Source organism: Hoylesella loescheii DSM 19665 = JCM 12249 = ATCC 15930, assembly GCF_000378085.1.
GTDB lineage: Bacteria > Bacteroidota > Bacteroidia > Bacteroidales > Bacteroidaceae > Prevotella > Prevotella loescheii.
On the sequence record NZ_KB899210.1, the window covers coordinates 417,297 to 440,998 of the forward strand.

The window sequence follows — 23,702 nt, forward strand, 5'->3', positions numbered from 1 at the left end:
TCTACAGCATATTGGCGATTCTGAAGGCCGAACAGAGCACAAGAATACATGTCACTTGTGTAAGAAAAATCACAGAAGAATCAAGCCCTTTCACAGTAGTAAAAACACTACTTACGAAAGGGCTTGACCTAGAAAGAGATTATGATTTATGTAAATTCAGTGAGCAACGATGAGTGCTACTGCTTACGTTTCTTCAATTCGAGCTTTGGAATCTTTATCTTTTGTCCGGCCTTCAGCTCTTTTACGTTGCCGTTAACCGCCTCAATGTAGCATTCCATGCCTGGGCCTAACATGCTTTTGCTGAGCGAATAGAGGGTTTGTCCCTTATTCACCGTCACAACATAGTCGATGCCCACTATCCTATAAGCGCCAGTTCGCACGCGAGCGTCTTTCTCGTATTGCTTAAAGTCCTGGTCTGTAGCTTTGCTATCCTTCCCTTTTTCTTGCTTCGGGGCAGGTTTGTCGGTTGGCTTATCTGCCGACTTTTTACTGTCGGTGGTGGTCGTTGCTGCCTTCTTATCGTCAGCTTTCGCTTGTTTCTCGGCAAGACTCTGTGCTATTCTTGCCTCGCTAGCAGCCAAATCGGCTTTTGTTTGGGCATCGATAAGCTTGTTTATAGAGTCTTCGCGCGCTGAGTCGGCAGAAGAAAGGCCATGTGCAGAGTTACCACCAACAGACGAAATTGAGGTGTTCAGCAAGGTTTCGAGGTGCGAAATGCGGTTGTTTTTCAGCTGCATCTGGTCCATTAAGTACCATGCCACACCAGCAACTATTACAAGCGCGCCAACAATACAGGCAGCAATAAGTTTTTTGCGTTTCTTCCTACGTTCCTCTTCTTCCCACTCGTCTTCTTCATCTTCATACGAGTTGTTGTCTTCGTCCTCGTCTTCTTCATCGTCTTCGGTAGCGGGTAGAGGCATGGTTTCAGCTTCTGAAACAGAGTTGTAGTCGTCTTCGATTTCGTTCAACGGCTTTTCGCTTTCCTCCTCCAATGGTTCGTCAGCAGGATTTTCGTCCTCATTGGTAAACTCTGCAGCAACGGTTTCTTCCGATTCATCAGTATAATCGGTATCGACATGAGTAATGCCAAGGTTGTTGTTTGTATCAGCTGTTTGTTCTTCTTGCAGTTCTTCATCAACTGCATTACAAGACATTTCTTCCTCATTTGGCATAGAGAATGTCTCGGTTACATCGGCTTCACACTCTTTGGGAGTTTCATCCCCATATTCTGAATTACTATCAGCAATGTTACTATGTATGTCGGCATCTTTCGCATTCTCTTCCACGAGGTCGGACAACGTGTCTGCATCCATTTCATCCAGATGCTCCGTTATTTCGGCATCAGTGTTAGAGGTGCTGTCTGCGAAAAGTTCCTCTGATTCATTTTCATCGTTAAGCAGGCGCAACTGTTCGGCAGTCAGCGCCAGTTCGTTGTCTACATCCTCTGGTTGTTGGCTAGGAATGTTCGTGGGTTGTTGATCGTCGTTAAGTGCCGAAAGCTGTTCGAGCGTAAGCGTATGGCTCTTTTCGGGTGTCTTTACATGAGGTACTTCTGGTTCATCGGGCGTTTCCACGACATCATTCACCAAAAGATCAGCAGCTTCGTTTACCACAGCTTCAACCTTAGATGGAGGCAGTTCTGAAGTGGAAACAGACTCCACTTCTTCGAGAGTATCGTTTATGGCTGTGTGATCAAGGTCAGAAGACTCTTCCAACCAGTCCATCCGCTCCAAGTCTTTGATATCAACGCCATCGTTGATAATAACCGTATCAAATTGGGCGAAAGGCTTATTCACCAAATCTTTCATGGTGCTGTCGGGCGTAAACGAAATTTTGTCACGCCCATCGATGATAATCGGTTCGCCCGTATTAACGTCTACACTCTTCCGTGCACTAACGCTCATCACCTTAAACGTACCAAGACCTTTCAGTTTAACCAACTTATCGTCGTTTAGTCCAGCATTAAGGGTGTCGAACATTGTTGCCACAAAGTTCTCAGCTTCTTTTAACGATAGCCTTTTTTTGTTGACAAGAGCCATTGCCAACTCGCGAATGCCAGCCCTGTTATTCATCTTCACCTCCGTTTTTGAGGCGTTCCTTGATGGAAGCCGTTGGTCTAAAATTCAACACAAGTTTAGGCGGAACTAGCATGCGCTGTTGTGTGGAGGGGTTAACCACCACGCGTTCGAGCCGTTTTTTCACTTCGAACGTGCCGAAGCCTGGTATCGAAATGGTGTCGCCTTCATCGAAACGTACTGCCATTTCATCGATAATGTTGCGCACTAAGCTTTGGGTTACACTTTGCGTATAGCCCGTTTGTTGTGCTAGTTCGGTTATAAACTCTTTGTTGTTCATTCTATTTCACCATATAAGTCAAATTCTTCACTGTCGGTGATGCGCACATTGTAGAGCTTTCCAACGCGCAATCGCATCGTTGCAGGGATAAGAACTTCGGGGTCAACTTCAGGTGATGCCCATTCGGTTCTTCCTATATAATAGTCGCCTTCTTTTCTATCGATAATCACTCGCAGTGTTTTACCCACCTTTTGGGCTTCCACCTCCGCGCTGATTTCTTGTTGCAGGGCCATCAGTTGGTCCAATCGGCGTTGTTTTACTTCGTTAGGTACGTTGTCTTCGTAGTGTTTTGCGCTATAAGTACCTTCTTCTTCAGAGTAGATAAAAGCTCCCATACGTTCGAAACGTGCCCATTTTACAAAATCGAGAAGCTCGTTAAAGTCGTCGTCTGTTTCTCCGGGGAAGCCCACCATCAATGTTGTTCGAAGGTGAATACCCGGTATTTCTTCTCGAATACGCTTGATAAGCTCTATTGTTTGTGCCTTAGTGACATGTCGGTGCATGCGTGTGAGCATGTTGTCTGAAATATGTTGCAGAGCAATATCAATGTATTTGCATACATTTGGTTTGCTTTTAATCACTTCGAGCAGGTTGATGGGGAACTGATTGGGGTATGCATAGTGTAGTCTTATCCACTCAACGCCCTCAATATCGGCCATTTCACTAATCAAGTTGGTAATCTGCCGTTGCCCATTGATGTCTACACCATAGTAAGTAAGTTCTTGTGCGATGATTTGGAACTCTTTCACGCCCTGCGAAACCAAACTGCGCACCTCGTCGAGGATTTCTTCTTTGGGGCGGCTTATGTGCTTGCCCGTGATAAGCGGTATGGCACAATAGGCACAACTGCGGTCGCAGCCTTCGCTAATTTTAAGATAGGCATAGTGGCGAGGAGTGGTGATGCTTCGCGTTCCGTTGCATGAGGCAATAACTCCTTTGCCTAAATCCTTGAGCAGGTTTTTGTAATTAAACTTTCCGTAAAACTTATCCACCTGCGGTATTTCTTGTTCCAGTTCCTTTTGGTAGCGCTGTGAGAGACATCCCATCACGTAAAGTTGCTTCAAACGTCCTTCTTCTTTGGCCTGCGCAAACTCCAAAATGGTGTTTATACTCTCTTCTTTCGCACTTTCTATAAATCCACATGTGTTGATAACAACGATTTCTCCCTTTGGGTTCTTGCTATCATGCACACAGTGGTAGCCGTTCGCTTCAAATTGCTTCATCAGCAATTCACTATCAACGAGGTTCTTTGAACACCCCATTGTGATGATGTCTACCTGATTTTTGTTCATTCTTATGTTTGAATACTTGTTGAGATATCGCCTCGACCGCACGAACAACGTGGGGAATTACAGGTGCATAGCATTGATGCGCTCTAGCCCTTTGGCAAGGCGAATGGGTTTGAAACCCCCGTATTATTATTCATAAAAAAGCGAATCCACGAAATGTTGGCGGTTGAAGAGTTGAAGATCTTCCATACCCTCGCCTAGTCCAATGTACTTCACGGGGACTTTTAGCTGGTCGCTGATACCAATCACTACGCCCCCTTTGGCTGTGCCGTCGAGTTTGGTGATAGCAAGTGCCGTGATGTTGGTAACGGCTGAAAACTGCTTGGCTTGTTCGAAAGCGTTTTGCCCCGTTGAGCCATCAAGTACCAATAGCACTTCGTTGGGGGCTTCGGGCAGCACCTTTTTCATCACTTCCTTTATTTTCTTCAACTCGTTCATCAGTCCCACCTTATTGTGTAGTCGGCCTGCTGTGTCGATAATAACTACGTCGGCTCCGTTAGCTTTGGCAGAACTAAGTGTGTCGAAAGCTACCGAAGCGGGGTCGGAACCCATCTGCTGTTTCACCACGGGCACACCAACACGTTCGCCCCAAATGCAAATCTGTTCTACGGCAGCAGCCCTAAAAGTATCGGCAGCACCAAGATATACTTTCTTACCAGCTTGTTTAAACTGGTGGGCAAGTTTGCCAATGGTGGTGGTTTTACCAACTCCGTTCACGCCAACAACCAGTATCACGTATGGGTTACCTGTTTGGGGGAGGTCCCAGTTATCGTTGTCTTGCGTGTTATTTTCGGATAGCAAGGCGGTTATCTCTTCTTTGAGAATGTTGTTGAGCTCGCTTGTCGACACATATTTGTCGCGAGCCACCCTTGCTTCTATTCTTTCGATGATTTTCAACGTCGTGTCTACGCCCACATCGGAGGTGATTAGGATTTCCTCTAAATCATCGAGAACCTCATCATCTACCTTCGACTTTCCGGCTACTGCACGTGTTAACTTGCTGAAAACGCTTTGTTTGGTTTTTTCCAGACCCTTATCTAGTGTTTCTTTCTTGCTTTTGTTGAAAAACCCGAATATACCCATTTCGTTTCTTTTTGCTGCAAAGATACTTATTTTTATTTAGATAACCTACACAAGTGGACGTTTAGTGGCTTATTGTACATCGGTGAGTACAAACCCAAAGTGGCGTTTGGATACCGTCGGGACACATAAAATGCTTTCTGATACAATTATAATGGGTATGTGATTAATATTTTTGTCGCAAAAGTTTGTAGATTTCATGAAAGTATATAATTTTGCAGCAACACAACACACAAAAGGTAGGAAACCGACCAAAGGATTGTGATTGTAATGACTCGATCCGTATGGTGTCATTCCGAAAAAGTCTATTATCAACAAGACAAAGATAATTAATCATATATGAAACAAGAAAAAAAAGCTTTGACTCTTAAAACACTTAGCAAAAGCAACGTGTGGGGCATTCAAGAAAACGACGTGTTCAGAATGTGGGAAGCGGCAGAAAAAGACGCTGACCTTAAGGATAACGCACGCCATTATATGGATGTTGTGAAGAGCGCGTTCGATGCCGAGGAGATAAAGATAGACCGACCTGAAATCATTAAGAAATATGAGGAACGCGGATTTAAGGTAGGAGTGGTTAGGCTTGAAGAAGGACAGAAGGTGAAATTGGCCATTAAGAAGCGCCCTATTATGAGGGTTACCGACCTAACTTACGAGAATATACGCCATATTTCTGCTGCTAAACTTGTCGAAGTGCTCGACCGCAACTTTGGCGGAGGATGGGATTCGCTTTCTCAAAGCGTGAAAGACATCATTGAAAGTGGCTTTGAAGTGAGCACAACCGTTCTGCCCAAGAACCGCCTCCATAAGAAAGGCGGCATGTTTGACAAAAAGACTGAGGACGGATTTGAGGCTCTTGAAATAGAGAAAGGAACCTGGGTTGAAGCCATTTTCGTTAAGGAAAAACCTGAAGTAGATAAGTCAGCATCTCGATTCGACGACGATTTTGTTGGCGGAAAGGGCTCAAATAAGTTTGATGACGAGGATGAAAACGTTAACGATGAGGAAGAAGACAACATCACCGAAGGACAATATAAGGACGACGACGATGAAGACGACTCGTTTGATGAGGACATCCTTACCGAAGAAAGCTACCGAACAACGTTCGAAGAAGACAACGACGAACTGGGTATGGAGGCTGAAAACATTGGGGAGGATGACGATAATTATTGATAAAATAATTGTACGTACCTAATAATGATCACATCCCCTTAGGCGGTATTCATATATAAAAGCCGTTTAAGGGGATGTGTTGTTATAAATACCATTGCATAGATATAGTAGAAACGTCAGCTTTTGTGTGGTATGTAAGCAATAATTCATTATATTTGCACTTATGAACGATACTAAAAAGATATCTGTTGTTATAAACACTTACAACGCCGAGCGCCATTTGCTGCAAGTGATAAATGCTGCAAAAGGTTTTGACGAGATTGTGGTTTGCGACATGGAAAGTACAGACAACACCTTGGCAATAGCGAAAAGCATGGGCTGCCGAGTGGTTACTTTTGAAAAAAAAGACTATAATATCGTTGAGCCCGCACGCCAGTTCGCCATTGAACAAGCTGCATTCCCATGGGTTTTGGTGCTTGATGCAGACGAGATCGTTAGTGAAGAGCTACGAACTTATCTGTACAACCACATCTCTGAGCCTGCATGCGCAGAGGGAGTGGCTATTCCACGCAAGAATTATTTCATGGGGAAGTTCATGCATGCCTGTTATCCCGACTATATCTTGCGTTTCTTTAAGAAAGAGGTGACAACGTGGCCTGCCATCATCCACGCCTCGCCGATAGTTAAAGGTAGGATCATACGCTTACCTAGAAGTCGCAAAGAATTGGCTTTCGAGCATCTAGCAAATGATTCTATCGCTACATTAAACAGCAAAAATAACGTCTACTCAGATAACGAAATAGTTAAACGACGTGACAGTAACTATGGCGTTGGCGCACTATTGGGTCGTCCTTTCTTCCGCTTTTTCCGTTCATATATTCTCAAAGGAGGTTTTAGGGATGGCGTTGCCGGGTTTGTTCATGCCGTATGGGAAGGTATCTATCAGTTCACTATTGTAGCAAAGATAATAGAGTTTAGGAGACAAACCAAATAATGGTGCACGGAATAAAAAGGTTTAATGAGTTTAGTTTAGGCATAAAGTTGTCTCGTAATAGGTAGTTTAAAGAGTTGTCCATGTGGTTCTTGTTTTTCTAAAAGACATGGAGATTCATTCAATAAAAGCCTTGTAATAAAGCTGTATGCGACCTTTTCCTGCCCGCAAATCCCTTAAAAAAGCTGTTCCAGTTTTTTCCCCGAACTCTCAAAGGAGAAAACAAACCGGTGTTTCTTTATCTCCTCATGTATGCGTTCTTGCAAAGAGGTGTCTGTTAGAGCAACGTGCATTGCCTTGGCCAAAGCACTAGCGTCTTTTAATGGTGTTAGCAAGCCTGCATTTCCACCGTCTAAGATCTCCCTAGGACCAGTGGGGCAATCGGTTGCTACAATGATTTTATCGAGAAACAATGCCTCTATCATTGTCGTAGGAAGTCCTTCATACTTAGAACTCTGCACAAATATCTTACATTTCCTTATCCAAGGATATGGATTAGACTTAAAACCAAGAAAGTGAACCTGGTCACTAACACCACATTCTTTTGCTGTTGCTTGAAGCTGTTCTAGTGAATCACCCTTTCCGATTACATATAATTCCTCCGAATGATGGTATGTCTCGCACAGGATACGATATGCCTGAATAAGCGTGGTAATATCTTTTTGGATTTCTTCTAAGCGCATAACTGTGAGAATAAAGGGCTTATTTATCCTATTGTCTTCCACTCCGGATTGCGATAAATGAGACACCTTAACATCATCAATCGCATTATATATCATTGTGATTCTGTTTTTTGCGTCAGAGAAAAACTCTACCGCCTCTTCATACATAGCTTGCGATATGGTAACAATATGATCGTATGTCAGAATTCGTCTCTTAACACGCTCCATGTGTCGCCTATCATTCTTTATATTCACTGCTAGCGAAACGTGAAAGAACACGATTTTGGTAACAGGGAGGGTTCGTAGGAACGCAGAAAAAGAATGATCGAAATCAATAATGACATCATTGGTTTTAGCCAACTTAGCCAGTCGATATTGCGTAAGCACTCTTCTGACGGGATTTAAAATAAACTCATCAAACAATTTTATAGTTCTTCTTTTAATATAAGAACCCGATGGCGAGTCTCTCTTCCATTTTAATAAGATCGGATTACTTACGAGGTATAGGGTCTTAACATTCTTCGGTATGCGATCATGAAACATTTCCTGTCCTTTCATGCATAATCCTATAGCCAGTGTAATGTTGTAATTACCTGTATTGTTTAGGTAATTAATATACTCAAGCATGATTGTTTCCATTCCTCCATCAAGGAAACGATTAATGAGAAACGTCAAATTCTTCTTTTCCATATCTCAATTGAGCTTATTCATTGTTGGTGTCAGGTGCCTAATGTTTTGAGTTAAAACAATAGGGATGGTTAGCTTTTATGAATTTGCATGTTGCAAAGATACGATATTTTTAGAGTATAACGCTACATGTGTTTCAAAAACATTGTATAGGGAAAATAAATCCTCAATCCACCTTATGTCCTTTCTATCAGTTCTAAAAGCGTCCTACCCGCCTTCTCCATTGTAAATTGCCCCTTATGCACCCGTCTTCCATCGGCAAGGTGTTGTCTTGCCGACTCGTTGCATAGGGCATCGTGCATAGCCGCAGCCATTTTTTCAACGTCACCTACGGGTGTAAGGAGACCTGCCTCGCCAGCATTAAGAATCTCTCTTGGACCTGTTGGGCAATCGGTTGCCACTATATCCTTATCTAAAAGCAATGCTTCTATTAATGTGGTAGGTAATCCTTCGAACTTCGAACTTTGCACATATAACTTGCATCTACTAATCCAAGGATATGGATTAGCACAGAACCCAAGGAAATGAACACTATTAGATATTCCTAGTTGCTCAGCCAAGTCGCGTAATTGTTGCTCTGATTTACCTTTACCAATGATAATTAGTTGTTCTGTATGTGCATAATGTGAACGAAAAGTTGCGTAAGCACGCAGGAGTGTAGAAACGTCTTTCTGACTTTCTTCAAGTCTGCTAACGCTCAATATGTATGGCTCGTTAATGAGTGTATTATCCGTTTGAGCCATCGCTTTACTTTGCAGTTCGTTTAAGTCAATGCCATTGTATATCATTTCAAACCGATCTCGCATGTCGGGAAATAGTTCCAAAGCTTCTTGGCGCATAGCTTTGGAAATGGTAACAAATTTGTTGTAACATGTGATTGTTCTTTCCATGCGACGAATTCGCTGCACATTCCCTTGGAGAACTTGTTTAATTGAGAAATGAAAAAATCCGATTTTAGGCTTTGATATGTTCTTTATAAACGAGTGAGCGCAACAATCAAAGTCGATAATAACATCAGACTGGGCAGCTAACTTGCCGATTTTACGTAACATCATCTTCCTACGTATAGGGTTGAGTAACAGCTCGTCAAATGCCTTCACATAAAACGGAAGTGGTCTGGAGAGTTTACGTTTTCTCCAAGTGGTTAGCAATGGACTATTAACAAGATATACAATCTGCACGTTAGAAGGAATTCGATGGCTATAAACTTCCAACTCACGATAGTTCATACCAATGGCCAACGTAATCAGACAATGAGGTTGTGCCGCTAGATACGACAGATACTCAACCAAAACCGAGTCGATTCCGCCATCGAGAAAACGACTCAACAAAAACAATATTCGCTTCTGTTCCATCTTAAACGCTCATGAAGAGTTCTTCAAAATATTTAAAACTATCTGTCGTTAATCGATCCTCTTTGTCCTCCATCCAATACAAATGTGCGTTATTATAGAAAGAGGCCACCAGGGAAAAGGTACTTTTAGGGCCAATGATATATTGGCATTCAGACAGCATATATAGATCTTCCGCAGGGTTACCATGTGAGAGATATATCTCTTCTTTATTCAGCATTTGCTTGAACTTGTCAACAGAAAGTTTCGAATCGTTCGTGCAAATAAACACCTGTATTGGAGTTGATCGATGCATATTGATGAAGTCTTCAATACGAGCTGCGTACACTTCATCTGTAAAAAAATATTTCCCGTCCATAAAACGGGCATAATCTCCACGGCGAATATGTACCCCTAGCCTTATTGCTCCATTGTTTCCTATGTTGTGCATCCATACCTTCTGTCGGCTTACAACATTTGGCTTAAAGCCAAACTTTTGCCTTATCTCGTTTTGATACTTCATAAAAAGTTGCGGTTGTCTAAAAAACCAATCCTCTAAGGCTATTATCTTGCTCGTTTGAAGTTCATGAATATAATCTGATGAAACATCATAATGATCGAATCTCAGACAATTTATGATGTGTAACTTAATAAGAAGCTTGACAATGATGTAGGTCAAGGGACGATGTATTGCTTCATTGCAAAGGGTAAAATATCTGTACTTATAACAGAAGCGCATTGCAACGACCTTAATTCCATTCTCTCTACCGAAAGCATAAGCGTGTGCATATTGAAGAATATTATTGCACATCTGCCCATATCCTTTGACAAATATCATATTATTTGTTATTTTTATTGTATCTGTTTCCGACGTTTAATATCTTCAATGTTACCTAGATCCACCCTGCCTGTGGCCTCGTCATATCGTAGGTTAAACTCCTCCCGTGTTCTTTTCCAACGGTTATGGCTCCATAGATAAAGGGCAGGATCTCGGCGAATGGTGTGTTGCAACTTCTCAAAATAGATATCAGTCAGTTCAAAGTCTGCCCTCTCTTTGGGTTGATCGGTTATCATTTGCATGTCGCAGCGATAATATCCACGCTTAGTTCGTGACACATCACAATAGAAAACCACCTGATTAGTTGCTTTTATAACCTTTTCCGTTCCCGTCAATACTGGTGTATCATGGTTAAGGAAATAAAACCAGTGATGGATATTGTTCCAAAATGGCACTTGGTCTGATATGTAACCCATCACGATGGGTTGTTTCTGTTGTTGGTAAGCCACTACGCGTCGCAAGGTTTCTGCCATAGCAATACAACGTGCACCTTGCTTTTCCCTCACCTTCTTAAAAAGACTGTCGAAGCGTTTGTTTTCTAGAGGATGATAAATTTGCGTACACAGGCCCTTGTCGCTTATCCAATAAGGTAGTGAAGTTATCCACTCCCACTGGCCATAATGGCCTAAATAAACACCGCACGAACGTCCCTGAGCCACATAGTGATCAATAACATCTACCCCCGTAAACACGAGATGTTCCATCAACTGCCGCTTACTCATGGTCATCAGTTTAATCGTTTCCACCAAGTAGTCGCAAAACCAATGATAAAAACCCTTCTCTATCGTTCGAAGCTCAATATCCGACTTCTCAGGAAAAGAGCTCTTGATGTTCTGCCGAATAACGCAACGTCGGTATTTTACAACATAATATGTAACCAGATATAAGAAGTCGGATATTACGTACAGCACGCGGAAAGGCAAGAGCGAGAAGACATACCAAACCGTATACAACAGATAGTAGGCGATGAAACTGATAAGATTCTTCATTCTCAAGGCATTAATTTATCGTTAACCATCCTAAACATGTATTGCTGAATGATGGCCTTAACCTCACGTTCCATCTGCGTTTGCTGTTTCACCTTCCCTTTGAGATTATGTTTCATCAAGAGGTCGTCTAGTGCATATACAGCCTTTGTTTGTTTACCATCGAATTGCAACACATATCCATACTTCACATATTGGTAAATACCGTTAAGGTAGTTTACGGCATACGTTTCCTCCATCGGTGTTGTCATCAAGTCGCACCCGAAAGAAAGGAAGGGCTTACTATAATCCAATATACTGAGCACAGTGGGTAAGATGTCTATCTGCTGAGCGATACCATCGCGCATGCCTGGTTCTATTTCGCCGCTGGGATCATAGATAATGATAGGCGAGCAAAATCCACCTATATCAGTTTGGTATTGAGCGTGGTCGCTCAGGTTGGTGTGGTCGCTTGTTAGTACAAAAATAGTATTCTTAAACCAAGGTTGTTTGCGTGCGCTCTCGAAGAACTTACCTATGGCCATGTCGGTATATCTGATGCACTTGTGCATTATCAGTCCTTCTTCAGGGTATACATCCTTATACTTTTCGGGAATGACATAAGGCGTATGTGAAGATACGGTGAATACTGTCGTCATGAAAGGTTGTTTCATCTCGCTCATCTTTGCGCAATAGTATTGCAAAAATGGTTCATCCCAAATTCCCCAATGACCGTCAAAGTCGGCATCACCACCAAAACGCGGATCGGCAACGTAGTCTTCTCGTCCGTAATATTCCTTAAATCCTGTTTTCTTTGCAAAAGCCAAGAAGCCCATACTCCCTCGATTAGCCCCATGGAAAAAGGCCGTGTTATAGCCTTCGTTACTTAAGATACCAGCCAAACCGGTGTAAGTGTTCATGGATTGCGGAGAAAGTACAAATGGTTCGACAAACATTGGAATTCCACAGAGCACAGAAGGCATGCCGTCTATACTCTTGCGTCCATTGCAATACGAATACTTGTAGGTAACACTTTGTTCTATAAGTTTATCCACATTGGGGGTATAACCTTTATAGTTGCCGTCCTCCAATTCTTTGTTCAGTGCACCTATGTATTCTCTGCCGAAGCTTTCTACAATCAATATCACCACATTTTTAGCATCCAGCGCAGATAAAGCTGAAGGCTTATGAATGTTATGAATGGGTGTAAACACCTTTTCCAATTCTTCTTGCGACTTGAAATACTCAGGAACAGTGAATACGCTCTTACCAATGGTCCTAATAAGTGCAAACGGTGTGTTCAGCACCAGTGCGCATTCTGTGGGCCGTTCAACGTATTCATTGGCATTACTGATGGTTATTGGCCTAATGGCCGAGTCTAAACCGCCCCGACAGGCTGCAACGCCAAAGGGGGTGATGACTGCCAACATCAATAGCTGTATTCCGCTATAAGCTACACGCTGCTTAGCTGATGCGTATTGCGAAGCCTGTACCTTGGGGGTAACATATAGCTTCCACATCAGGAAAATCAATCCCGCAGCCAGCAACACCAAGTACCAATGTTCCAAAAGTTCACCCCAAAACACGTCTCCAAGGTTATTTTCATTCTTAAATTCGCTGAAAACGCTTGTTGTTGTACGTCGAAGGGTATAAGGGAAATAAACAGAGTCGCCCAGATTGATGATCAACGTGATAGAATTGACCAACACAAATACCCACTTGCATATCTTATGATACAGCGGAGTCTCTTTTAACCACAAAGGGAAAAGCATCATCACGATATACAACGCATTGGTATAGATAATGGCAGAACGGTCGAACATATAGCCACCGTAGAACAGTCGCCAGAGGCGGGCAGGCGATATAACGGCACAGAAATAATTGTAATTCTCAAACAAGAATTCTATTCGCGCCACAATATACAAACCAAAAGCCAAAAGTAGATTGGCCAGCAATGCCATAAATGGCGCCAATGGACTTCGCATTATGTTATAATCATGTTTTTTCATCTTTATATACCTTATTATATAGGTGTAGTATCAGAGCGACTGCATATCGTTCAACTTACGATAATAACCATCTATGGCCAGCAGTTCTTCGTGTGTTCCACGTTCAACGATGCGCCCTTCGTGTAACACGCATATTTCGTCAGCATTCTTGATTGTCGACAGCCTATGGGCAATGGCCACCGTAGTACGTGTCTTCATCAGTCTTTCAAGGGCGTCTTGCACCAGTCGTTCGCTCTCCGTATCCAATGCGCTCGTTGCTTCATCGAGTATAAGTATAGGTGGATTTTTAAGCACCGCACGAGCAATACTTACACGCTGGCGCTGTCCACCCGAAAGTCTGCCACCCCTATCGCCAATGTTTGTGTCAAACCCATGTTCCGTTTCCATGATGAAATCGTATGCATTGGCAATGCGTGCTGCCTCTTCCACATCATGCATAGAAGCGTTATCTACACCGAAAGTGATGTTGTTGTAAAACGAATCGTTAAACAATATGGCCTCTTGGTTCACGTTGCCGATAAGTTGACGCAAGTCGTGCACACCCAAATCTTTCACATTGATGCCGTCGATAAGCACTTCGCCCTCCTGTACATCATAGTAGCGTGGTATAAGATCTACCAACGTAGACTTTCCCGAACCACTTTGTCCCACCAAAGCCACACTTTGTCCCTTGCGTATGATTAGGTTGATGTGGCGCAATACCCATTGTTCGCCGTACCTAAACGATACGTCTCTAAACTCAATTTGGTGCTCGAAGTTAGCTATGTGCACAGGGTTTTCTTTCTCCTTGATGTCTATCTCGGCCTTTAAAATCTTGTCTACACGTTCCATTGAGGCCAGTCCCTTGGGGATGTTATAGCCTGCACGCGAGAAATCTTTCAGCGGATTGATGATAGAATAGAGCATCACAAGATAGTAAATAAAGGTGGGTCCTTGCATCACCTGATTGTTCAAAACCAGTATTCCACCAAACCATAGCACGATAACAATCATCACCGTGCCTAGAAACTCACTCATGGGATGTGCCAATTGCTGGCGAATGTTTACCTTCATGATATCGTTTCGGTAGGCACTATTTACCTTGTCGAACCGTACATTCATCTTCTCTTCAGCACAGAAGGCCTTGATAATGCGCAATCCACCCAGTGTTTCTTCCACCTGACTCATGGTGTCGCTCCACAACGACTGCGCCTTGATGGAGTTTTGTTTAAGCTTTCGGCCTACATAACCCATAAACCAACCGAATATCGGCACGAAAACAAGGGTGAAAAGCGTTAACTGCCACGACACGATAACGAGCGTGATGAAATAGGTTAGGATAAGTATTGGGTTCTTAAACAGCATGTCGAGCGATGACATGATAGAGCCTTCAATCTCTTGCACGTCGCCACTCATGCGCGCAATGAGGTCGCCCTTGCGCTCTTCAGAGAAGAAACCCAGTGAAAGCGACGTTATTTTGCAATACATTTGGTTACGAATGTCGCGCACAACACCTGTTCGTATGGGTATGATGGCTGCCGACGACAAGAAGTATGAAAGGGTTTTGAGCATGGTCATGAAAGCCAACAGTAGGCCCACGACAAGCAGGGTGGTTGTTGCCCCCCACTCCACAATCATCCGCTGAATGTAATAGTTAAGATTGTTTACGATAACATCGACAAGTTGACCAATGTTTTCAGCACTACCCCAAGCCATATACGGCACAGGTTTTGCAGCCTCGCTAGTTTTAAAAAGTATGTTTAATATGGGTATGAGTGTTGCGAACGAGAAGATGTTCAATATCGCTGACAAGATGTTGAACACCACGGATAAGGCTAAATATTTTTTATATGGCGGCACAAAGCGACGCAATACTCGTAAAAATTCTTTCATAACTAGGATAAAAACGCACCGCGAGGAATGCTGTATAATGTATTTCGATATGCAAAGGTAATGCAAATTACGCGCTTTTACAACTTCTTTATGATTGTTTTTCATTATGTCTGGCAACTGTGCTGCAATAACAAGCATTATTTATGACAAAATCGTACCATGTCCTTCGACAATCTTCTTAGTTTACTTTGTTTCTAGACATAGACAAGTCGGTATGTGTTTCAATTCCATTTCCTATTAAGTACAAGTTGCAATAATTAGCAGACTAATAAAGAAATTCATAGCCCTGAAATTACGCTTTCTAAGCCCTGATGATGCATTATTACATTAACCGCCGTGTTATATATGTTTTGGACGACTGTTCCATGTTATCTGGAATGCTGTTCCAGTTGAATTGGAACACTGTTCCAACTTATCTGGAACAGCATTCCATATTAGCTGTAACAACACGGGAAGTTAAAAAACTCACTACAAGAGCTTATCGGGCGAGGCGTGAACGATGGTGTTTGGAGGGTGGAAAGGTGAGTTGTTGGTGGTGATAGGTTGTGGAACGAACCGCCTAGATTGTGCCAAGTTGGTATCAAACGTTACGTGAATTCGGGATAAGATACGATGCTTTCTTGAGCAAGATTAGAAAAAATACGACTGGTTACCTCACCAACTAGTGCCATTCGATACTCGACATAACGATTGTATTTTATCCCGAACTCCCGTAGGACTTCATGCAATACCCTCTTGATGACAAAGAAGCGTTATCTATATTGAAAGCTTTAAAGCAGTGCTTTTAAAGTTTCCATTGTGATACAGTTAATATGTACACCTGATGCATATAAGATGTAACAAGCATCCATATTAACTGTAACATTGTTCCATGTTGTCTGTAAAGGGTTTCCATTTGATGTCTAACAAAACAAGGAGATAAAGAATGTAGGCCTAGGTCTTACTAGGTGTTGGTTTAAAGCTCTCTTGTTGCCTTTCAAGCGAGATTCAATAAGAAGACAATATGTGGTTGCAAAGAAACTACATGCAGTATAATCGCAATGTATCTAGCACTTTAATTTAGCTACTACAAGTGCAAACCTGCGTTAAAGTTTATCACATAAAAGGCGACTTTTGCTTGTTCTTGAAAGGAATAAAGTACTTTTGCACGTTCAACAATAGATTATTAGAGATGAAGAAAGAAAAGTTTTTTGGTTATGTGGGATGGGTTGGCATGTGTACCTCCATCCTTATGTACGTGTTTTACTTTCCGCAAATACAGGAGAATTTGAACGGCAACAAAGGCTCATTTATTCAACCTTTCATGGCGGGCATTAACTGTACGTTGTGGGTTTGTTATGGTTTGTTTAAAGAGAAACGCGATCTTCCCTTGGTATTAGCCAATTCTCCAGGGGTTATTTTCGGTTTTTTCGCTGCGTTTACGGCACTATAAGTCGTTCAACTTAGCCGATTTAAGTAGTTATAATACTCTTATAAGCCTCCAAGGCGAATATAAAATAATGGAGTCACGCTTAATTGAGCGCGACTCCATCATTTGAACGTATTTCTCGTTCTCTAAGATTTATCGGGTAATGCCCTTATTCTTTCTTCTTTCGTTCTTCCTCTTTTATTATGCCGTGTCTGTAAGCATAGAGCAGTTCTTCTAGGTCGGCAACTTGCTTATTCAGTTCAGCACCTTTGTCGGTATCGGCTACCAGCATTCTGTGTGACGACATTTCGATGATTTGCGTAGTGCTTTTAATGTCTTGTCCGGTACGAATGGCATCCATGGCACTAGTGAAAGGCTCGTGCTGAACAAGTTGAAATCCACGACTATGATATACCAATGTGTAGCCGGCAATTCCCGTTTCCTTGTGATAAGCCTCAGAAAAGCCACCATCGATAACCATTAGTTTCCCGTTGGCCTTTATAGGATTTTCACCGTTGACAACGTGTACAGGTACATGTCCGTTAATGATGTGCCTATTATCTCCCTTTACGCCGAAGGCATCTAGTATGTTATCAACAATGTTCTCATCGTCGCGCAGCGTGAAATAGTTGCCTTTTTTCTCCTTGTGAGTGGCTTTATCGGCAATAAAATAACGTTCAAAGGTCGCCATTTTTGATTTATCGAATAGCGGTGAGTTTGGTCCGCACCATAGATAAAGGAAGTAATCTACGGCATATTCGCGTTCATCTGGCTCGGCATCTTTCTGATAAGCGGTGCGAACAAGCATACCAATGTTGTGCAAAAGCATGCGTCCTGAGAGCAGTTGACCAGGCAACACTTCCACTTCTTTCAGTGATCCGTCGTCGTTTAGGGGTACAGAGGCATGGAAAAGCAGGTTGTTGTTGTAGATGGCATACATGCATCCATGCTGTAAAAGCAAACGCACGTGGCGTTGAAGTTTCTCGCTCACCTTAAACGAATGGCGCAGACGCTTAGCCAACATTTTCTCGTCGGGCGTTAGTTCTAGTGGGTTGGCCGGGTCTATCGTAGGAAACTCATTGCTGGTAAGCTCATATTCCTGTCCATCTAGCGTAATGGTGCCTTTCGTATAGTTGATATGCCGCAGCAAGGCCCTATCTTCCATGTGCCAATGGGGATGTTTTTCAAAGAGCTGAGATTCTACTTTAAATTGTATTACGGCAATGGCTTTATGCATTAAGGCGGTAAGACGCATGGTCTTCTCATCGAGTCTCATCGATTCACCACTGCTTTTTGGCACGAATTCCTTGCAAGCTGTGTCGCCATAGGTTTCCATTGCGAAGGTGGCAAGTGGTACGAGATTGATGCCATAGCCATCTTCAAGGGTGGTAAGGTTGGCATAACGCAGCGAAAGGCGTATCACGTTGCAGATGCAAGCTACGTTCCCGGCAGCCGCTCCCATCCAAAGCATGTCGTGATTACCCCATTGTATGTCCCAACTGTGATAACGTTCCATGGTGTCCATTATGACATGAGCCCCTGGTCCACGATCGTATATGTCGCCAAGGATGTGCAATTGGTCGATAGCTAGTCGCTGAATAACATTGCAGATGGCCACGATAAAGTCGTCGGCACGTCCTGTGCTGATAATGGTTTCTATGATTACATTCACGTAGGCAGCCTTGTTGGAATCGTCTACGCGCTCGTGCAGCAACTCTTGAATGATATATTTGAAATCGCTTGGTAAGGATTTACGCACCTTGGACCGAGTATACTTGCTCGAAACATCTCTACACACACTCACAAGTTGGTGAATGGTGATGTGATACCAGTCGTTAATGTCGGTTTCTGTTTCCTTTATCAATTCCAGTTTCTGCTCTGGATAATATATTAAGGTACACAATTCACGCTTTTCCGTTTCACGTAACGTAGTACCAAAGATGTCGTTCACCTTACGCTTGATGTTCCCCGACGCATTTTTAAGCACATGCTGGAAAGCCTCGTACTCACCATGCAGGTCGGCTAGAAAGTGCTCCGTGCCCTTGGGTAGGTTGAGTATGGCCTGAAGGTTGATAATTTCAGTGCTTGCCTCGGCCACTGTTGGAAATGATTGGGCCAAAAGTGTGAGGTAGCGCAGGTCGCGTTCTATTTCGTATTTCTTCTTTTTCATTAATTGTATACCTTAGTTATCTTGCTGGTTAACCATGCAGCGCGCTTGTCGTTGAGCGGAAGTATGGGCATAAACCCTTCGGGAAGCTTAAACAAATGATGCATAACACTCTCCGCACGTCTGAAGAATTGGAGCAGACGCGCTTTGATCAGCGCTTGAACTAGCACCTGTTCATCGTAGTCGGTGAGCCTTAGACTGGCATACAGGTTTACTAATAGTTGCAAGTGAGCTGTGTCTTTAGAGAGAGAGTCGTGTAAAGAGCGTACGTTGTCGATTATGTTTTTTATCGTGGGATCATTGTCCTGGTTGGGTGTTTCTTCCTCATGCTCATCCTCGGCATTCTGCTCTTCGTCCTCGGTGGAGGTGTCATCTTCTGGAATAGGGTCGAAATTGAAGGCTTCGAAACTAGAAAGGTCGGTCGAAGGGGTGTCTGTTTGCAATTTCTCTAGCCCTTTTCTCAACAAGTCTAGCACACGTTCCTGGGCGGCATACATTAATACGAAACGCCAATGGGAGGTGGATAAAGCCTCGATAGTTTCAGCATGCAGGTCCATTAGTGTGAACATCTCAACATCAACACCTGCGAGTACCAGCGAACCGACCAGCTCTAGGTCTGCCATGGTAAGCATCGTGGCAGGCCAGGTGTTAAGTGTCTTATGGTACATGCGTTGAAATTGCTTGGCCATATCTGTCATGTCGATGCCCTTACTAATGCGCGGATTGTCTATTCGCACAATATTGGCATTAGTGTTGATGGCCTTCAGCGTGTCGCTTTCAAGTTGTCCGCAAACATGAATAACCCCTACTCCACGCAACATTCGTTGTACAGGTATGTGCATTAGCATGCGTTTTACTCGCGGAAGATTGCTTACACGCCACGGATTGAGGTCGCCAAAGGGTGATAAGACCACTGGCGTATGTGTCCGTACTGCCATACTATACAGGTATAGTGCCTTGGCATCCCAACAGCCAATGATATGAAAAAGGGAGAAATCGTGTTGCCACGAGGGCACTTCTTGCGTGACCGTTATATTAAGGTCGGTATCCAAAAGGCCAAAAAGTGCCGTCAGATATTGTTTGTCAACATCTGATACCCCTCTTGATATGTATACCAACACGTTCATAGGCTAAAGTTTGTGACTTGTAAATTCGTATTTGTCGGTCTTGATGTACCTGAAATACGATTTCATTTTACGCCAAGGTACCATCAGTTCAAAACCAATAACTCGCCATGCAGGTATGTTGGCATCGAAAACTTTTATTGCCCTGCGTGCAAATAGTATGCGCAACGACATGGTGAGCAAAAGATTGGCCGACGCCAACAAAATGATGAATTTCCGATCTTCGATCAATCCGTAGACCAAACAAGCGACAGCTACCATATAATTGAGGTATAGCATGAAGTTGTCGAGGTTGAATAAGAACCTGCCAAACCATCCTCCCTCCAGATATTTACGTGTTTCCCAGAAGAAAAGCTGCATGTTTCGCCAGTCTTTTCCTGTGGGAGCCTTTGTCTGAGTATGGGTATCGGGGTGCAATGCCAGTGCGGTACCAGTATCATCGCCAAACTTATTTACCAAGAAATCATATTCTCCACGCAACAAATTGAGGTTTCCGGAAAACCCATCACGTTGCATGAAGTCGGATTTTCTTATGGCAACAAGTCCGTTTGCATGGCGATAAGGTCTGCCATGCAGTGTTCGAGTAAGTATATAGAAGCTGGAACGGAACTGCTGGAAACGCCAAGAGGTCTTGGTATCTTCTTCGAAGCCAGTATAACCAACAACCAAATGGTTTTCGTCGGTTAGGCAGGGAGCTAACGCAGCAAGCCATCTGGTTGACAGGGGCGTACAAGTGGGTTCCAAAATCACCACCCAATCGGTTTCAGATGCTTTAATACCAAGTGTAAGCGTTAATTTCTTACGACTCATATAGCGCGAAGAATTGGGCACGAAGGTACAATACAAGTGCTTGTCTTGTTTGTGTTCGGCCGACAAACGTTCAACCAAAGCGTTACCTCTGTCGGCAACAAGAATCACACGAAATGGTGCGGCATACTCTTGTTGCAGAACGGTTTCCACGGTAGAAGCAAGTTCAGGCGCGTCTTCCAATATTGGTATGACAATCGAGATGGGAGTCGCGGAAGCATCGGTGGTATCAACTTCCACATCGGCTGCTCTCAAAGCCGACTTCTTCAAACGTCTGCCCCGTAAGAAAGGGTTGCAGAACATTGAGATAAAAAAGAGTACAATTAACGACACACAGCAGATTATCGTTATCGTATCAATGTACAAGGTTAGGACCATAAGGGTAAGATTTAAATATTGAAATCGTCACTTAGATAACTCTTAGGAAGTTGGCGACAGTTGTATTGCGATGCCATCGCCTCGCCGTATGCACCTGCCGAGCAAATCGCCATTAAGTCGCCACGATGGCTTTGGGGCAAAAGCACATCGCGACTAAAAACATCGCTCGACTCGCAAACAGGCCCTACTACATCGTAAACTTCACTCGTGGCCGACGGGTTCGATAGATTCACGATCTGATGTTTGGCATGATATAGGGCTGGACGTAACAAATCGTTCATCCCTGCATCAAGTATAAGGAAACGCTTGCTTTGTCCTTGTTTGACATATAGAACACGCGAAACCAGATAACCGCATTGTCCGACAAGCGACCTGCCCAACTCGAAATGCACTTTTTGCCTTTCATTAAGCTGCAAATGCTGAGCGTACATGTCGAAATATGCCTTAAAATCGGGGATGGGATGGGATGTTGGGTTGTCGTAATCGATACCTAGTCCGCCCCCCACGTTAATATGCTCGGGCTCGATATTATGTTGTTTCAGAAGCTCTAACAAACTATTCACGCTTGTGCAGAGTTCGCGAAAGTCGTTCAAATTAACGATTTGTGACCCAATATGAAAGTGCAAGCCTATAAAACGTACGTGTTTCATTGCCTGTATCTTTTCGATGGCCTCCCAAACACTGTCTACAGGAATACCAAACTTGTTTTCGGCCAAGCCTGTTGTTATATTCTTATGTGTATGGGCATTAACATTAGGGTTGACACGCAGGCACACATTAGCCTGTTGGTTCATCTCGTTACAAAGCTGTTCAATCACTTCCAACTCTTGTAGGCTTTCCACATTGAAGCAAAAGATATTGCTTTCTAAGGCCAGCTTAATCTCCCAGTCGCTCTTACCTACACCAGCAAAAACAATATTATCGGCTTTAAAGCCAGCACGAAGTGCCGTTTCTATTTCGCCGCCGCTAACACAATCTACTCCCAGCCCTGCTTCTTTTATTATCTGAAGAATACGCAAGTTGGCATTTGCCTTTGTCGCATAATGCACGATAAAGTTAGGATGGCGAGCCACTTGCTCGTTCAGTGCATCGAGCGTGGCACGCAACAAGCCTTCATCGTAATAGTAAAAAGGTGTTGGCAGATTTTCGAAACTGCGTGTAGGTAAACTAATCATCGTTAATGAATTTACAACCAAGAGGGTTAAACAATTATGGGTTGGGCGAAATTTGGTGCAGCGCTTCTGCTCCATCGCGACCTATCGCATCTTTAGCGATTGACAATCACTGACGCCCCTACCCGCATTGTCAGGCTTTAAAAAGCGTGTCGCTAAGGCTTTGTAGTGCCCGTTGCTTGTCTTCTTCTTTAATAAGGAAGGATATATTGTAGTTGGAACCACCGTACGAAATCATCCTCACAGGGATATTTTTCATCGCATCTGTCACCAAAGTCTCAAATCCCACGTTGTTCCAATCCAAGTCGCCCACTACGCAGACAATACACATGTCCGTATCTACGGTAACAGTGCCGTATTTTTTCAATTCGTCTACGATTTCGTTCAAGTGCGAATCGTTGTCGATACTCATCGATACGCCCACTTCGGAAGTAACAATCATGTCGATAGGTGTTTGATAGCTCTCGAATATCTCGAACACCTTGCGCAAGAAACCCGTAGCAAGCAACATGCGACTAGACTTTATTTTGATGGCCGTAATTTTTTCTTTGGCGGCAATGGCCTTGATTTTGCCATGCAACACATCGTTGTTGATGATTGTTCCTTCGGCATCAGGGTCCATTGTATTTTTCAAACGCACAGGAATACCCGCATATTTGGCGGGCTGTACACACGTAGGATGTAATATCTTTGCTCCGAAATAAGCCAACTCGGCAGCTTCTTCGAAGTTCAACTGTCTAACAGCTTCGGTCTTATCTACCACACGCGGATCATTGTTGTGCATGCCATCGATGTCTGTCCATATCTGAATTTCATCGGCAGGAAGAGCTGCTCCCACAAGCGAAGCCGTATAATCAGAACCTCCACGCAGCAGGTTATCAGTCTCTCCGTAAGCATTCTTACAGATAAATCCTTGCGTAATGTATATTTGATAACCTTGATTTTCGTCCATCAGTCGGGTTAAATTCTCCCGAATAAAGGCCATATCGGGCTCGTTATTCTTATCGGTTCGCATGAAATCCAAGGCATTAAGCAACACAGCCTTCACACCAATCTCCTGCAAGTAGTTAACCAACATGTTGGTACTTATCACCTCGCCTTGTGCCACGATGGTCTTTTCTTCAAAGCTAGTAAAGAGGTCTTTGGTGAACGAACGAAGGTAATTGAACTCTTCGGTGAGAAAGGAGCGCGTCTTATCCCTATATGTAGCTGTGGAAAGCAGTTCATCAACGTGCTTGGCGTATTTTTTTTCCAAGTTGTTGATAACCTCGTTTGCCCCTTCGGGGTTCTTCTTATAGAGATAGTCGGCCACCTCCACAAGTGAATTGGTTGTGCCAGACATTGCCGAGAGCACAATAAAGGTGGGCTCGCCCGATGCTGTTATGAGCGACACCACATTCTTCATGCGGTCGGGAGAGCCAACAGATGTGCCTCCAAATTTCATCACTTTCATA

The 23,702-nt window shown here is 43.4% G+C and carries 19 protein-coding genes; 4 read left to right on the plus strand and 15 right to left on the minus strand.

Annotated features, from left to right (window positions below):
- Window positions 1-176: 176 nt before the first annotated feature.
- From F453_RS0101640 to ftsY, 4 genes are all read right to left on the minus strand, one after another.
- Entirely contained in the window at window positions 177-2,072 is a 1,896-nt protein-coding gene (locus tag F453_RS0101640; protein ID WP_018966434.1) for an HU family DNA-binding protein, read from the minus strand.
- Window positions 2,065-2,355 carry an HU family DNA-binding protein gene (locus F453_RS0101645; protein WP_009235528.1) on the minus strand — a complete coding sequence of 97 codons (291 nt, stop codon included), beginning with the start codon at window positions 2,353-2,355 and terminating at the stop codon, window positions 2,065-2,067. The genes F453_RS0101640 and F453_RS0101645 overlap by 8 nt, the downstream gene beginning before the upstream one ends.
- A complete protein-coding gene (rimO, locus tag F453_RS0101650; protein WP_018966435.1) occupies window positions 2,352-3,647 on the minus strand; it encodes a 30S ribosomal protein S12 methylthiotransferase RimO in 1,296 nt (431 codons plus the stop codon). Before rimO ends, F453_RS0101645 begins: the two co-directional genes overlap by 4 nt.
- A gap of 126 nt (window positions 3,648-3,773) precedes the next feature.
- Window positions 3,774-4,727, minus strand: coding sequence for a signal recognition particle-docking protein FtsY (gene ftsY, locus F453_RS0101655; protein WP_018966436.1), 954 nt, complete (start codon window positions 4,725-4,727; stop codon window positions 3,774-3,776).
- A gap of 336 nt (window positions 4,728-5,063) precedes the next feature.
- On the opposite strand from ftsY, the gene F453_RS0101660 reads away from it, so the two are divergent.
- Together F453_RS0101660 and F453_RS0101665 are read left to right on the plus strand one after the other, a co-directional pair.
- A complete protein-coding gene (locus F453_RS0101660; protein WP_009235531.1) occupies window positions 5,064-5,897 on the plus strand; it encodes a hypothetical protein in 834 nt (277 codons plus the stop codon).
- A gap of 163 nt (window positions 5,898-6,060) precedes the next feature.
- Window positions 6,061-6,831 carry a glycosyltransferase family 2 protein gene (locus tag F453_RS0101665; RefSeq protein WP_018966437.1) on the plus strand — a complete coding sequence of 257 codons (771 nt, stop codon included), beginning with the start codon at window positions 6,061-6,063 and terminating at the stop codon, window positions 6,829-6,831.
- A 173-nt stretch (window positions 6,832-7,004) separates the two neighbouring features.
- On the opposite strand, the gene F453_RS0101670 is transcribed toward F453_RS0101665, so the two are convergent.
- From F453_RS0101670 to F453_RS0101695, 6 genes are all read right to left on the minus strand, one after another.
- Window positions 7,005-8,180, minus strand: a complete 1,176-nt coding sequence (locus tag F453_RS0101670) for a glycosyltransferase (RefSeq protein WP_018966438.1) — start codon at window positions 8,178-8,180, stop codon at window positions 7,005-7,007.
- A 173-nt stretch (window positions 8,181-8,353) separates the two neighbouring features.
- The gene (locus tag F453_RS0101675; RefSeq protein WP_018966439.1) at window positions 8,354-9,532 is read right to left on the minus strand and encodes a glycosyltransferase; all 1,179 of its coding nucleotides are present in this window, start codon (window positions 9,530-9,532) and stop codon (window positions 8,354-8,356) included.
- 1 nt (window position 9,533) lies between these two features.
- A complete protein-coding gene (locus F453_RS0101680) occupies window positions 9,534-10,346 on the minus strand; it encodes an alpha-1,2-fucosyltransferase (RefSeq protein ID WP_018966440.1) in 813 nt (270 codons plus the stop codon).
- Between the two features lie 14 nt (window positions 10,347-10,360).
- Window positions 10,361-11,335, minus strand: coding sequence for a lysophospholipid acyltransferase family protein (locus F453_RS0101685; RefSeq protein WP_018966441.1), 975 nt, complete (start codon window positions 11,333-11,335; stop codon window positions 10,361-10,363).
- 2 nt (window positions 11,336-11,337) lie between these two features.
- Entirely contained in the window at window positions 11,338-13,320 is a 1,983-nt protein-coding gene (locus F453_RS0101690) for an LTA synthase family protein (RefSeq protein ID WP_018966442.1), read from the minus strand.
- Window positions 13,321-13,350: 30 nt separating this feature from the next.
- Window positions 13,351-15,192 (minus strand): ABC transporter ATP-binding protein, encoded by a 1,842-nt coding sequence (locus F453_RS0101695; RefSeq protein ID WP_026292408.1) that lies wholly within the window; start codon window positions 15,190-15,192, stop codon window positions 13,351-13,353.
- A gap of 311 nt (window positions 15,193-15,503) precedes the next feature.
- Between F453_RS0101695 and F453_RS15995 the strand changes: the two genes are divergently transcribed.
- On the plus strand, window positions 15,504-15,731 hold the full coding sequence (locus F453_RS15995) for a hypothetical protein (protein ID WP_081619094.1): 228 nt from the start codon (window positions 15,504-15,506) through the stop codon (window positions 15,729-15,731).
- A gap of 632 nt (window positions 15,732-16,363) precedes the next feature.
- Window positions 16,364-16,624, plus strand: a complete 261-nt coding sequence (locus F453_RS0101700) for a SemiSWEET family transporter (protein ID WP_009229416.1) — start codon at window positions 16,364-16,366, stop codon at window positions 16,622-16,624.
- A gap of 145 nt (window positions 16,625-16,769) precedes the next feature.
- Here F453_RS0101700 and F453_RS0101705 read toward each other — a convergent pair whose 3' ends face one another.
- From F453_RS0101705 to F453_RS0101725, 5 genes are all read right to left on the minus strand, one after another.
- Window positions 16,770-18,770 carry a fructose-bisphosphatase class III gene (locus F453_RS0101705; protein WP_018966445.1) on the minus strand — a complete coding sequence of 667 codons (2,001 nt, stop codon included), beginning with the start codon at window positions 18,768-18,770 and terminating at the stop codon, window positions 16,770-16,772.
- Complete coding sequence (locus F453_RS0101710) at window positions 18,770-19,894, minus strand: glycosyltransferase family protein (RefSeq protein ID WP_018966446.1); 1,125 nt, start codon at window positions 19,892-19,894, stop codon at window positions 18,770-18,772. Before F453_RS0101710 ends, F453_RS0101705 begins: the two co-directional genes overlap by 1 nt.
- A gap of 3 nt (window positions 19,895-19,897) precedes the next feature.
- Window positions 19,898-21,031 carry a glycosyltransferase gene (locus F453_RS0101715; protein WP_244869401.1) on the minus strand — a complete coding sequence of 378 codons (1,134 nt, stop codon included), beginning with the start codon at window positions 21,029-21,031 and terminating at the stop codon, window positions 19,898-19,900.
- 56 nt (window positions 21,032-21,087) lie between these two features.
- Window positions 21,088-22,251 carry a diaminopimelate decarboxylase gene (gene lysA / locus F453_RS0101720; RefSeq protein WP_018966448.1) on the minus strand — a complete coding sequence of 388 codons (1,164 nt, stop codon included), beginning with the start codon at window positions 22,249-22,251 and terminating at the stop codon, window positions 21,088-21,090.
- Between the two features lie 130 nt (window positions 22,252-22,381).
- On the minus strand, window positions 22,382-23,701 hold the full coding sequence (locus F453_RS0101725) for an aspartate kinase (RefSeq protein ID WP_025789808.1): 1,320 nt from the start codon (window positions 23,699-23,701) through the stop codon (window positions 22,382-22,384).
- Between the last annotated feature and the right edge of the window lies 1 nt (window position 23,702).